Origin of the sequence: Prevotella sp. P6B1, from assembly GCF_000702825.1 — a bacterium.
Lineage (GTDB): Bacteria > Bacteroidota > Bacteroidia > Bacteroidales > Bacteroidaceae > Prevotella.
In genome coordinates this window covers 200248-212023 of record NZ_JNKF01000016.1, presented here as the reverse complement: position 1 = coordinate 212023, position 11776 = coordinate 200248, and the positions used below count along the sequence as shown (strand labels likewise).

Below are 11776 nucleotides of genomic sequence, written 5' to 3'. Positions count from 1 at the left end.
TCTTTCGCTTCATGCTGATATTATCAGATGTAATCTAGTATCTGAAACAAACTTCTACGGAGGTTTCTTGTGTCGACAATGTCAATAACCTATATCAGGTGGTTATTGCAGTGGGGTCCCACCTCTTCCCATTCCGAACAGAGAAGTTAAGCCCACCTGCGCCGATGGTACTGCAATGCAATGCGGGAGAGTAGGAAGCCGCCGTCTTTTTTCAAAGAGAAGCCTCGGGAATACAATATTCTCGGGGCTTTTTCGTTTTATCTATGTATGCAGTGGACTGATAGAATCCGACAAACCAAAATTGTCCTGGTGATAGCAGCAATTCTGATTGCTGTCACTTCGCTTCTGGTATCTCATTTTCTGGTGAAAGACCTCTCTAACGAGGAACGTAAGAAAATGGAGGTATGGGCACAGGCGCTGCATGCCTTGAATCATGCCGATGAGCATACCGATCTGTCTTTAGTGCTCGATGTGATGCAAGGTAATACCACCATTCCTGTGATAGTGATGAACGATAAGGGTGGAATAGATGATTATCGTAATATCGAAGATACACTACATCTTGAACAGCATGCCCTGCGTATGCAGAAAGCTGGCGATACGATTGTGGTAGGTAGTCAGGTGGTATGTTACGATGAATCGGTCCTGCTGAAACGTCTGTCACAATATCCTTATTGGCAGTTAGGCGTCGTCATGATTTTTGTAGTAGTTGCCATCTTCGCTTTGTTATCTTCAAAGAAGGCGGAACAGAATAAGGTTTGGGTTGGACTGTCGAAGGAAACAGCCCATCAGTTAGGTACGCCCATCTCCAGTCTGATGGCGTGGATAGAGATACTCAAGGAGAATCATCCTGACGATGAACTCATACCTGAGATGGATAAGGATGTGAAGCGTCTGGAGCGTATTGCAGAGCGTTTTTCAAAGATAGGATCCTTGCCGGAACCTAAAGAAAGTTCAATGAATGAGGTGGTAGAACATGTGGTTGACTATATGCGTCGGCGAACTTCAAATCAGGTTGAAATCCTGACTCACCTGCCTGAACATGAAGTCATTGCCAATATCAATGCTTCACTCTTCGAATGGGTGATTGAAAATCTGTGTAAGAATGCTGTTGATGCCATGGAAGGCAGTGGCAGGATTGTCATGCAGCTGATAGACGATGACCATCGCGTGATTCTTGAGGTGAGCGATACCGGAAAGGGTATCCGTAAGAAGGATATCAGCCATGTGTTTACGCCTGGTTTTACCACCAAGCAACGTGGGTGGGGATTGGGCCTTTCTTTAGCGCGACGTATTGTTGAGGACTATCATAAAGGCCGCATTTTCGTGAAGTCGTCGGAGCTCGGAAAAGGTACTACTTTCCGGATAGAATTGCACAAATAACCCTGTTTTTGTGTAATATAAGACGCTGTTAGTCAACTATTTTACATAGAAATGATAAAAAATTGAAATAACCGCGCTTTAATTGGAAAAAAGTTTGTAACTTTGCACCCCAAATGAGTAGTTTAGAGATGTTGAAGATAGATTTGAAGAGTTTGACAGACGAGGAAACAACCTTGTCTTTCGATCTCGATGATTCCTACTTCTCAACTCTTGACGGTGCTGATGTGAAGAAGGGTTCTTTGCATGTGTCGGTGTCTATACGCAAGGCAACCGGCTTTTTTGAGCTCTTATTCCATACTGTTGGCACCATCATTGTACCATGCGACCGATGTCTCGACGATATGGACCAGCCGGTAGAAACCGATAATCGTCTGATTGTTAAGCTCGGAAGCGAATACTCAGAGGAAGATGATATCATCGTAGTGCCTGAGGACGAAGGAATACTCGACACCTCGTGGATCATCTATGAGTTTGTGGCGTTGGTAATACCCATCAGGCATGTGCATGCACCTGGCAAGTGCAACCCTGCCATGACGAAAGCTCTGGAAGAGCTGTCAGCTGACCGAAGCAGCGATGAGGAGTCCGACCAGCCCATCGACCCCCGCTGGGAAGCACTCTTGAAATTAAAAGAGTAAAAAGGTAAAAAAGTAAAATAGTAACAATTAAAAAGTAATAGAATTATGGCACATCCTAAAAGAAGACAATCAAAGACTCGTACACTCAAGCGTCGTACTCATGACAAGGCAGTAGCTCCTACACTGGCAGTATGTCCTAACTGTGGTGCATATTATGTATATCACACTGTATGCCCCACCTGTGGTTACTATCGTGGTAAGGTAGCTATCAAGATTGAGGAAGAAGTAGCTGAGTAATGGGTAAAATCAATGCGATAATCACTGGTGTAGGCGGCTACGTGCCCGACTATATTCTGAACAACGATGAGTTGTCACGTATGGTCGACACCAACGATGAGTGGATTATGACGCGCGTTGGTATCAAGGAGCGTCACATTCTTACGGAGGAAGGTCTCGGCACCAGCTACATGGCCCGTAAGGCTGCCAAGCAGCTGATGCAGAAGACCGGCGCCGATCCCGATTCTATCGACGCCCTCATTGTTACCACCTCTACAGCTGATTATAAGTTCCCTTCCACAGCCTCTATCGTATTAGGCAAGCTTGGATTGAAGAATGCTTTCGCATTCGATTTCTGGGGTGCCTGCTGTGGATTCCTCTACACACTCGACGTGGCAGCGACGATGATTCAGAGCGGACGCTACAAGAAGATTATCGTTATTGGTGCCGATAAGATGTCGTCGGTAGTCGACTATAAGGACCGTCAGACCTGTCCTCTCTTCGGAGATGGTGCAGCTGCCGTGATGCTTGAAGCTACTGAGGAAGAGAATATCGGTGTGATGGACTCTTACTTCCGCACTGATGGTAAGGGACTGCCGTTCCTGCACCTGAAGGCTGGAGGTTCAGTCTGCCCTCCGTCGCATTTCACTGTTGATCATCGTCTGCACTACCTCTATCAGGAGGGACGTACCGTGTTCCGTTATGCGGTGACTAACATGAGTAACGACTGCGCTATCATTGCTGAGCGCAATGGTCTGAACAAGGACAACATCCAGTGGGTGGTTCCTCATCAGGCTAACATGCGTATCATTGAGGCAGTAGCTAAGCGTCTGGAGTTGCCAATGGAGCAGGTGATGGTGAACATTGAGCGCTACGGAAACACGAGTGCTGCTACGATACCGTTGGCTATCTGGGAGTACGAAAGTAAGTTGAAGAAGGGCGACAACATGATTCTGACGGCCTTTGGTGCCGGCTTTGTTCATGGCGCTTCTTATTACAAGTGGGCCTATGATGGCAGTAAGTAATTGACAAAGGATAATGGACAATTGAGAATTAATGCATAAAGCAGGATTCGTAAATATTGTTGGAAATCCCAACGTAGGCAAAAGTACGCTCATGAACCAGCTGGTTGGTGAGCGTATTTCAATTGCCACCTTTAAGGCTCAGACCACCCGTCATCGCATCATGGGTATCGTGAATACACCCGAGATGCAGATCGTTTTTTCGGATACACCGGGTGTGCTCAAGCCTAACTACAAACTACAGGAGTCTATGTTGGCGTTCTCTGAGTCGGCACTACAGGATGCGGATGTGCTGCTCTATGTGACCGACGTGGTAGAGAACCCCGAGAAGAATATGGAGTTCTTGGAGAAAGTGCAGAAGCTGGATACTCCCATCATCCTGCTCATCAACAAGATTGATGAGTTGACTGGTGGTAATGCCCAGTTGGCAGCCATTGTTGATAAGTGGCATGCCCTGCTGCCCAAGGCAGAGATCCTGCCTCTCTCGGCAAAGAACAAGTTCGGTGTGGATATGCTGTTAAAGCGTATTCAGGAACTCTTGCCCGAGAGCCCGGCTTATTTCGATAAGGACCAGCTCACTGATAAGCCCGCCCGATTCTTCGTGTCGGAGATTATCCGTGAGAAAATCCTGCTCTACTATGATAAGGAGATTCCTTACAGTGTAGAGGTTGCTGTAGAGCGATTTAAGGAGGACGATAAGCATATCCACATCAATGCCATTATCTATGTGGAGCGCGACTCTCAGAAGGGTATCATCATCGGCCATCAGGGTGTAGCCCTCAAGAAGGTGAGCACCGAGGCTCGCAAATCGCTCGAGAAATTCTTCGACAAGCCTATCTTCCTTGAGATTTTCGTGAAAGTCGACAAGGATTGGCGTTCATCTGAAAAAGAATTAAACCACTTCGGTTATAACCCCGAATAAAGATCATATATGGGAAATTTAGTAGCAATCGTAGGACGCCCTAATGTGGGAAAGTCCACACTGTTTAACCGACTGACAAAAACCCGTCAGGCTATTGTCAGCGACGAGGCCGGTACCACACGTGACCGTCAGTATGGCAAGTGTGAGTGGAACGGTCGTGAGTTCTCAGTTGTCGATACCGGCGGCTGGGTCGTCAACAGCGACGATGTATTTGAAGAGGAGATCCGCAAGCAGGTGATTATTGCCACCGAAGAGGCTGATCTCGTACTCTTCCTCTGCGATATCAATAATGGTGTTACCGGCTGGGATATGGACGTAGCGCAGATTCTGCGCCGCGCTAAACTGCCTGTTCTGCTGGTAGCCAACAAGGCCGACGACGGCAAGAATCTCTATGATCAGTACGAGTTCTATAAGTTAGGTCTCGGCGATCCCTGGTGTATTAGCGCTGCTACCGGTAGCGGTACAGGCGACCTGCTCGACAAGGTACTCGAGATGTTGCCCGAGAAACCCAAGGACGAACTGGAGGATGGTATTCCCCGCTTTGCGGTGGTTGGTCGTCCTAATGCCGGTAAGTCGAGTATCATCAACGCCTTTATCGGCGAGGATCGTAATATCGTAACCGATATCGCCGGAACCACCCGTGACTCTATCTATACCCGTTACGATAAGTTCGGTTTCGACTTCTATCTGGTGGATACTGCCGGTATCCGTCGTAAGAATAAGGTTACCGAGGACCTGGAGTTCTATTCGGTGATGCGCTCTATCCGCGCCATCGAGAACAGTGATGTGTGTGTGCTGATGCTCGACGCCACCCGTGGTATCGAGGCACAGGATATGAACATCTTCCAGCTTATCCAGAAGAATAATAAATCACTGGTGGTAGTTGTTAATAAGTGGGATCTGGTTGAGGATAAGTCGCAGGCGGTCATCTCTACTTTCGAGAATGCCATCCGTCAGCGTATGGCGCCGTTTGTTGATTTCCCCATCATCTTCGCTTCAGCGCTTACCAAGCAGCGTATCTTCAAGGTACTTGAGACAGCCAAGCAGGTTTATCTGAACCGTAAGGCTAAGATTGGTACTTCGAAGCTCAACGAAGTGATGCTGCCACTCATCGAGGCGTTCCCGCCACCATCAGTCAAAGGTAAGTATATTAAGATTAAATACGTGGCTCAGGTGCCCGACACGCAGATTCCTACCTTCGTGTTCTATGCCAACCTGCCTCAGTATGTCAAGGAACCCTATAAGCGTTTCCTCGAGAACAAGATCCGTGAGAACTGGACGCTGACAGGTTCGCCTATTAATGTATTCATCCGTCAGAAGTGATGCGTAAACTGATCTATCTGGCGTTAATCGCCCTCTGTGTGATTGCTTGTAGTGAGCCCAGTAAAGAGGAGTTGGCGGCATTGGCCGCCAAGGGCTACTATCAGCATCTGATAGAGGGCGATTATGCGCATTTCGTGGAAGGGCGCCTGATGGCAGATAGTCTGCCTGACGACTACCGCGCTCAGCTGATGGAGAGCTACAAGCAGTTCATCGCTCAGCAGCAGGTTCGTAAGGGCATCCAGGAGGTGCGTATCTCGCGGGCTTTCACTGATAGTACACTGCAGTACACCAGCGTGCTCCTGATGCTTTGTTATGGCGACTCGACCACCGAGGAGGTGGTGGTGCCCATGGTGGAGCGTGAAGGACGCTGGATGATGAAATAATGTCAATCCCTTTTATAATGAATATGAAAAAGATGGTATTACTGATAGCCGCTGCTTGCATGCTGACTGCTGCCCAGGCACAGGATAGTATCAAGACGGCTTCGTGCTCCAAGCACTATGGCGTGTTCGGGAATCTCGACGTTTCTGTTGTGGCTGGTACCACCGGAATAGGTATCGATGTGGCCAGCAGAATAGGCGACTATGTCCAACTGCGTGCAGGCTACGACTACATGCCCCGCTTCCATAAGAGCATCTATTTCCCTGTAGAGGTAGGTGGTGAGCCTGCCAAGAAGTACGATGCCCAGGGTAATCGTGTGAAGTCGCGTTTCGATCGTCTGTCGGAGATCCTTACCCAGGTCACCGGCTATCAGGTGACTGATGAGGTTGAGATGGTAGGCAAGCCTACGGTTAACAACTTCAAGCTCCTGGTTGATGTGTTCCCCTTCAAGCATAATCGTCATTGGCATTTCACGGCTGGTTTCTACTGGGGACCCTCCCAGTTCGGCTATGCCGAGAACTCTACGCAGGCCATGACCTCACTGCTGGCAGTGGGCATGTATAACACCATCTATTATCGTGCAGAGAATCGTCTGCCGCTCTATGAAGGCTCTAGCTTCAGCATTGGCGAGGAGATACGTAGCGCACTGATGAATTATGGTCGTATGGGCTTCCCCATCGGTAAGTTCAAACATGATATTTATGGCACCTATGCTCAGGATGTATATGGCGAATTTGGTTCTATTCTTCATCATAAGGGCGAATATGGTGTGATACATCAGGCTGGTGAAACCTATATGATGGAACCTGGTCTTGACGGCATGGTGAAGGTATATGCCAAGGCAAATAACTTTAAGCCTTATCTGGGCTTTGGCTATGGCGGCCGGCTGCTGAAGAACCGTGACGACTGGCAGGTGTCATTCGATGCCGGTGCCATGTTCTGGGGCGGCACTCCTGACCTCTATACCCATGATGGTATTAACCTCACTAAGGATGTAGAAGGTATCCGTGGTAAGGTTGGCGACTGGGTTGATATCGTGGGCGGTGTTAAGGTGTATCCGGTACTGAATGTAAGGTTTACAAAGACCATTTTTTAGGTCGGTTTTTCTCTAAGTACTTTGCAATTGAAAAGTACTTAGGCTGCAATTGCAAAGTACTTAGAAAAAAAGTTCCCGTAAAAAGGGAACTTTTTTCTATTTAATCACAACCAGTTTTCCATCTTGGATATAGACGCCGGGACGAAGGTTTTCGCTCTTCTCCACGCGCATGCCCGAGAGTGTATAGGTGCCTTTTCTGGTGGTGGCATCGGTGTTGATATTCTGGATACCGGTAAATGCTTCGCGGCTTACCTGTTTCAAATCGCCAGTAAGCCACCCGGGTATCTGCAACCAACAGGTGTTCTTGGGAATATACGCACTGTTTGTGAGATCACTGTTCTTGGCTGTGGTGAATATCAGGTTACCCTGATCGTCCTTGCCGAGTATGCGCATGGTATTTGCGTCGTATTCTACACGGCGGATATGATTACGCAGACTACTGTCGAAATAGGTGCCTCTCAGCAGGTTGCCACTGACTGCTGTGCCATTGCCTACCACGGGCAGTATCATATTGTTTGCGGCATCGCTGCTGCTGCACTTCACGATGAGTGGGGTAGCAGCCGGCTTAATGTCGTCGGTAATCTCCTGCAGTCGGAACTCGCCATCGCAGACACCGTCCACATAATACACTTTCATGTCCTCTGATACGGTCTTGAAAGGGAAGGATGCATAGATGGTGCCATACCATCCGTCGTTAGTCTCCACGGTTGGTGTGATGCCGATATAGTTGTCGGTGGTGTTCATGGGTTTCACGCGCCAGTATTGGTGCGTAGCGGCACCACTGTCGCCTACATAGTCTTTCTCACGTGTGGAGGATCCGTCGTAGAGTTTTTTGGTCACGCTGATGCCGCCTGATTTTGCAGAAGCCGAAATGATATATATACCTACGCCATCTTTTGTGCCGCAGTATGTCATATCAATGTATGTTCTGCCACCAGCAATGTCGTAAACGCTGATGCCCTGCGCAGCCAGGTTATATTGGTTATTAACAGGCTTGATATAGATAACCGAGCCCGGGTTGCTTTTTACTTTGTCGAATCCTGTCCAAGTGGTGATATTGTTATAGTCCAGGATAGATGAGTTGATATCTACGTTTGTGATGACATCATCAGTGATGGTGATGTAGCGCTCAGAACCGTTGTTCTGTACGCGGTAATATCCTTCTGACAGCTGGGCCATCATAGGAACTGTGATAAAAGCCAGGATAGCTGTAATTAATGTCTTCATCTGGTTATCCTCTTGTTTCAGAAAAAGCCCAGCCCCATGGTGGGACTGGGCTTGATTTTGAATGTTATCTTATCTAAAGCTTACTCAGCGATAACGATAGATACACGGTTGCTGTCGTTGTCAGCGAATGGCTGAACACGAGCACCCTTGCTGTCGTAGCTGATGCGGCTTGCAGAAACGCCAGCCTTCTTCAGAGCCTTAACAACAACGTCGGCACGAGCTGCGGCCAGACGATCGTTGATACGGTCGTTACCTGTACCAGCGTCAGCGTAACCAGTTACGTTAACCTTAGCCTCAGGATTAGCCTGCAGGTAAGCAACAACGTCGTTAACCTTCTGCTGCTCGCTCTTGCGGATAACAGTCTTACCGATGGTGAAGAAGATATCGCGGCGCAGAGGCTCAGCGGCTGTCTCAGCTGTCTCGGCTGGTGCAGGAGCGGGAACTTCTACAATCTTCTCAACAATCTTCTCTACATAGCGGATCTCTGGCTCTGGAGCAGGGATAAAGCGGGTAGAGTAGGTCTTACCCAAGTTAACCTTTACACCAGCGAGGGCATTGAAGTACCAATCCCAGTTACCAGCCTTCTTAGAGTTGTACTTATCGCTCAGAGTGTTTGCGCTGAACTCGAGGTTGATGCTCCACTTATCGTTGATCTTGAAATCAGCGAGAGCACCGAACTGACCAACCAGGCGAACCTTGGTGCCGTCCCACAGGTAAGCAAGCTTCTGAGTGCCTGCAGGGTACTGAAGATCAGATACGATAGCAGCATCAGCTGTAGCAGCCTCCTTGTTGTTCCAAGCGATATTAGCGCCCAGACCAGCAAATGCGGTCAGGTTGAATACACGGTTGGGGTTGAAACCTGCGAAGAGGTTAGAGAGGTTCAAAGTAGCGTCAATAGTAGGAGCTACATAGTTCCACTTCCAGCCATACTCATTGCCAGACCAAGTATAAGGCACGCCAGTCAGAGGGTTGCTACCCGTGTACTTGCTACCGCCCTTGCTCTGCCAAGCACCTACAGTGAGGCGTGCACCCCACAGCTCAGAGAACTGACGGCCTACAGCAGCCTGAACATTGTATGAAAGCAGCTTACCGAAACCACGCTCACCGAGGGTGTACTGTCCACCCAGAGGCTGTACCTGAATATACCAGTGTGGCTCGAAGACGTATTCAGTCGTGCCCTTCTGCTCCTGAGCAGATGCTGAAAGACCAGCTAACAGCATCAGGCAAGACAATATTGTTTTCTTCATTTTCATATTCTGTAAAATCATTTTTAATCCACAAATGTTAATTACTTCACGGTGATGTCATAAACCTTAGCGATCTGGTAACCGCGGAAGTCCATAGCAGCATATACAATCTTGGTATCGTTGGCCTTCAGCTCAACCTCCAAGTTCTTGAAGCCTTCCTCACCCTTGGTCTTGAGAGTCTTGTAGCGAACGTCACCATTAGCGTCAACAACAGCGATGTACTTCTTGTATGCAGGAGCAAGTACCTCGTAGTTCAGAGTGGTAGGAATGAAGGTGTATGTACCAGCGGTGTAGTTACCGGTAGCACGCTGAATACCGTTGTCTGTGTTAACGAGCAGAATTGGCTCAAGAATGCGACCAGTTCCGATGAAGTTGATTGACTTGTTGATAATGGTTGACAGATAGTTTGTAACACGGTCTGTGAGTGATACAATATCATCAACACCATCTTCAACGTCTCTCAAAGAAGTAATAGCTTGCTTCAACAGATCCTGGATGCTTTTTGTGTCAAAACCATTCTGTACAGCTGTCTTAATTTTCGCAATTTCTTCAGACAAATCCTTTCCTACGGTAAGTTCGCTATAGTACTGGTAGTTTGGCTGGAAATCTCCCATGTCTTCTTCAATCTTTTTTACTGTTCTACCGTTTTGAGGAGTCGTAGCTCTTGTTTCACTATCTGTGAAGTAAATCTTTGCGATGGTAGTAACAGTTTGACCATCGATAGTCTTCGAGTCAGTTTCTGCAACTGCGAATACCTTGGTGGTTACCTCAAATTGATCGGGATTCAGATCATTGAGGTCGATAGAGAAATTAACGTTAGTTTTCTCAACCTTTGCTGTGATATTGTCAATAGTCTTCTTGAGTTTCTTTGCAAACTTGTAGACTGCGTTGTCAATTTTTGACAAGTCGACATTTGCAGTGAATTGAACATCCTTGAACTCAGCGAATGACAATGGCTTATAAGCAGTAGCAGCGATAGAATAGTCAGACAATACACTACGTGTACCAATAGTGTCGTTCCACTCTGCCTTCAGAGCAACTGCAGTCATAGGCTCAATATTAGATGGAGCTGTTATAAGGGTAGTAGCAATTTTTGCACTCTCCTGCAGAACAGTCTTACCAGCGGTCTTGACACCAGATGTCTTAGCACTGTTGATCATAGTCTCAACGCTGTTCTTAATAGACTTGAAGTCGATGATCTTCTTGAGGTCGATAGCCTGCTTTACGTTGTCAACATCCATGGTGGCGTCGGCAACCCAAAGCTTTGCTGCGTGAGTCTGGTCATAACCAATACCACGGGTCTGTCCCCATGTGAGCTCATCCTCACAAACTTTAGCTTCACCCAAAGTAGCAATCTCTTCCTGCTTGCTGTTAACGAGCTTCAGGCTCTTCAGATTAGCGGGGTCAACGTTAGATGGGTTCAGAGTGAAGTAAACCTTACCAGCTTCGTTACCATTCTCAGCACCGATGTATTTGGTGTTCTCATCCCAGCTGTATGTATCGCCAGCAATAAGAGCTGCAGGCAGAGCGTTACCGTCAACATAGAGCATTGCGTTGGTTGATGGGAACTCACCAGCAGGCTTAACGGGGTCACCGTAAGCAGCACCGATCAGCTGCATGTTGATGCCTGGGAAGATCTTGCTGTTAGGAATAATGCTGGTAGCGGTAGCGTTAACAGTTACGCTGGTTACCATATTCTCAAGAGCGTAAACAAGATCCTTGATGTGAGCCTGAATGGCAGCGAGCTCGTCTTTCAGAGACTGGAACTGCTCTGGAGTAGCGTACTTCAGATTGTTAACTGTATTCTCAAGGGTTGTCAACTTACCACTTAAAGTAGTAACGGTTGAAGCATCAGCTTTTGAGGTCTGAAGGTTAGTAATGTCATTCTGTGCCTGCTTAATTTCGGGCAGCAGGGCAGCGGTTACATCAATTTTCAAGTCCTCATCATTGTCCTTACAAGAAACAAATGAGGTAACAGTAGCGAACAACAGCGCTACCATCATGATACCATTGATAATTTTCTTTTTCATTGAACTAAAAAATTATAATTAAACAATAAATAAAAATATAGAATGTCTTACGTTAATTTATATAAATCGAGGCAAAAGTAGGAAATAAATCCGAAACTTGCAAGCATTTTGTGGTTTTTTTTTCAAAATGGCGCAAATTCATGCTTAAAATACAAAGAATGTGGTATGGGCCTTGATAACTGTCAATTGTTAATGGATTATGAGTAATTGTGCGCCTGACAGGACTCGAACCTGCACGTCGTAAACACTAGATCCTAAGTCTAGCGCGTCTACCAATTCCGCCACAGGCGCTTT

Annotated in this window: 11 protein-coding genes, 1 tRNA gene and 1 rRNA gene; 9 read left to right on the top strand and 4 right to left on the bottom strand. The window is 47.3% G+C overall.

Features of this window, described 5'->3' with window-relative positions; genetic code table 11:
* Positions 1-94 precede the first annotated feature (94 nt).
* The 9 genes from rrf to T495_RS0114005 all read left to right on the top strand — a co-directional run bounded on the left by rrf (position 95) and on the right by T495_RS0114005 (position 6978).
* A 5S ribosomal RNA gene (rrf, locus tag T495_RS0114045) occupies positions 95-207 on the top strand.
* A 60-nt stretch (positions 208-267) separates the two neighbouring features.
* Entirely contained in the window at positions 268-1383 is a 1116-nt protein-coding gene (locus T495_RS0114040) for a PAS domain-containing sensor histidine kinase (RefSeq protein WP_033149119.1), read from the top strand.
* A 113-nt stretch (positions 1384-1496) separates the two neighbouring features.
* Positions 1497-2018: a DUF177 domain-containing protein gene (locus T495_RS0114035; protein ID WP_033149118.1), complete on the top strand. Its 522-nt coding sequence runs from the start codon at positions 1497-1499 to the stop codon at positions 2016-2018.
* Between the two features lie 45 nt (positions 2019-2063).
* The gene (gene rpmF / locus T495_RS0114030) at positions 2064-2255 is read left to right on the top strand and encodes a 50S ribosomal protein L32 (RefSeq protein WP_028902449.1); all 192 of its coding nucleotides are present in this window, start codon (positions 2064-2066) and stop codon (positions 2253-2255) included.
* Positions 2255-3259 carry a beta-ketoacyl-ACP synthase III gene (locus T495_RS0114025; protein ID WP_028902450.1) on the top strand — a complete coding sequence of 335 codons (1005 nt, stop codon included), beginning with the start codon at positions 2255-2257 and terminating at the stop codon, positions 3257-3259. The genes rpmF and T495_RS0114025 overlap by 1 nt, the downstream gene beginning before the upstream one ends.
* Positions 3260-3290: 31 nt before the next feature.
* Positions 3291-4178, top strand: a complete 888-nt coding sequence (gene era / locus T495_RS0114020; protein ID WP_033149117.1) for a GTPase Era — start codon at positions 3291-3293, stop codon at positions 4176-4178.
* Between the two features lie 9 nt (positions 4179-4187).
* Positions 4188-5501 (top strand): ribosome biogenesis GTPase Der, encoded by a 1314-nt coding sequence (gene der / locus T495_RS0114015; RefSeq protein ID WP_028902452.1) that lies wholly within the window; start codon positions 4188-4190, stop codon positions 5499-5501.
* Positions 5501-5884: a hypothetical protein gene (locus T495_RS0114010; RefSeq protein ID WP_033149116.1), complete on the top strand. Its 384-nt coding sequence runs from the start codon at positions 5501-5503 to the stop codon at positions 5882-5884. The genes der and T495_RS0114010 overlap by 1 nt, the downstream gene beginning before the upstream one ends.
* Positions 5885-5907: 23 nt before the next feature.
* The gene (locus T495_RS0114005) at positions 5908-6978 is read left to right on the top strand and encodes a hypothetical protein (protein WP_155993708.1); all 1071 of its coding nucleotides are present in this window, start codon (positions 5908-5910) and stop codon (positions 6976-6978) included.
* A 96-nt stretch (positions 6979-7074) separates the two neighbouring features.
* Here the strand turns inward: T495_RS0114005 and T495_RS0114000 are convergent, their stop codons facing one another.
* The 4 genes from T495_RS0114000 to T495_RS0113985 form a co-directional block, all read right to left on the bottom strand.
* The gene (locus T495_RS0114000; protein WP_033149115.1) at positions 7075-8205 is read right to left on the bottom strand and encodes a hypothetical protein; all 1131 of its coding nucleotides are present in this window, start codon (positions 8203-8205) and stop codon (positions 7075-7077) included.
* A gap of 80 nt (positions 8206-8285) precedes the next feature.
* The gene (locus tag T495_RS0113995) at positions 8286-9452 is read right to left on the bottom strand and encodes an OmpA family protein (RefSeq protein ID WP_369793261.1); all 1167 of its coding nucleotides are present in this window, start codon (positions 9450-9452) and stop codon (positions 8286-8288) included.
* A gap of 41 nt (positions 9453-9493) precedes the next feature.
* Positions 9494-11482 (bottom strand): hypothetical protein, encoded by a 1989-nt coding sequence (locus tag T495_RS0113990; RefSeq protein ID WP_033149114.1) that lies wholly within the window; start codon positions 11480-11482, stop codon positions 9494-9496.
* 210 nt (positions 11483-11692) lie between these two features.
* Positions 11693-11773 (bottom strand) — tRNA-Leu (locus tag T495_RS0113985).
* Positions 11774-11776 lie beyond the last annotated feature (3 nt).

Coding starts and splice junctions, on each gene's coding strand:
- rpmF (WP_028902449.1), top strand. CDS start 2,064: ATGGCACATCCTAAAAGAAGACAATCAAAGACTCGTACACTCAAGCGT.
- T495_RS0114010 (WP_033149116.1), top strand. CDS start 5,501: ATGCGTAAACTGATCTATCTGGCGTTAATCGCCCTCTGTGTGATTGCT.
- T495_RS0114040 (WP_033149119.1), top strand. CDS start 268: ATGCAGTGGACTGATAGAATCCGACAAACCAAAATTGTCCTGGTGATA.
- der (WP_028902452.1), top strand. CDS start 4,188: ATGGGAAATTTAGTAGCAATCGTAGGACGCCCTAATGTGGGAAAGTCC.
- era (WP_033149117.1), top strand. CDS start 3,291: ATGCATAAAGCAGGATTCGTAAATATTGTTGGAAATCCCAACGTAGGC.
- T495_RS0114035 (WP_033149118.1), top strand. CDS start 1,497: ATGAGTAGTTTAGAGATGTTGAAGATAGATTTGAAGAGTTTGACAGAC.
- T495_RS0113995 (WP_369793261.1), bottom strand. CDS start 9,452: ATGAAGAAAACAATATTGTCTTGCCTGATGCTGTTAGCTGGTCTTTCA.
- T495_RS0114025 (WP_028902450.1), top strand. CDS start 2,255: ATGGGTAAAATCAATGCGATAATCACTGGTGTAGGCGGCTACGTGCCC.
- T495_RS0113990 (WP_033149114.1), bottom strand. CDS start 11,482: ATGAAAAAGAAAATTATCAATGGTATCATGATGGTAGCGCTGTTGTTC.
- T495_RS0114000 (WP_033149115.1), bottom strand. CDS start 8,205: ATGAAGACATTAATTACAGCTATCCTGGCTTTTATCACAGTTCCTATG.
- T495_RS0114005 (WP_155993708.1), top strand. CDS start 5,908: ATGAAAAAGATGGTATTACTGATAGCCGCTGCTTGCATGCTGACTGCT.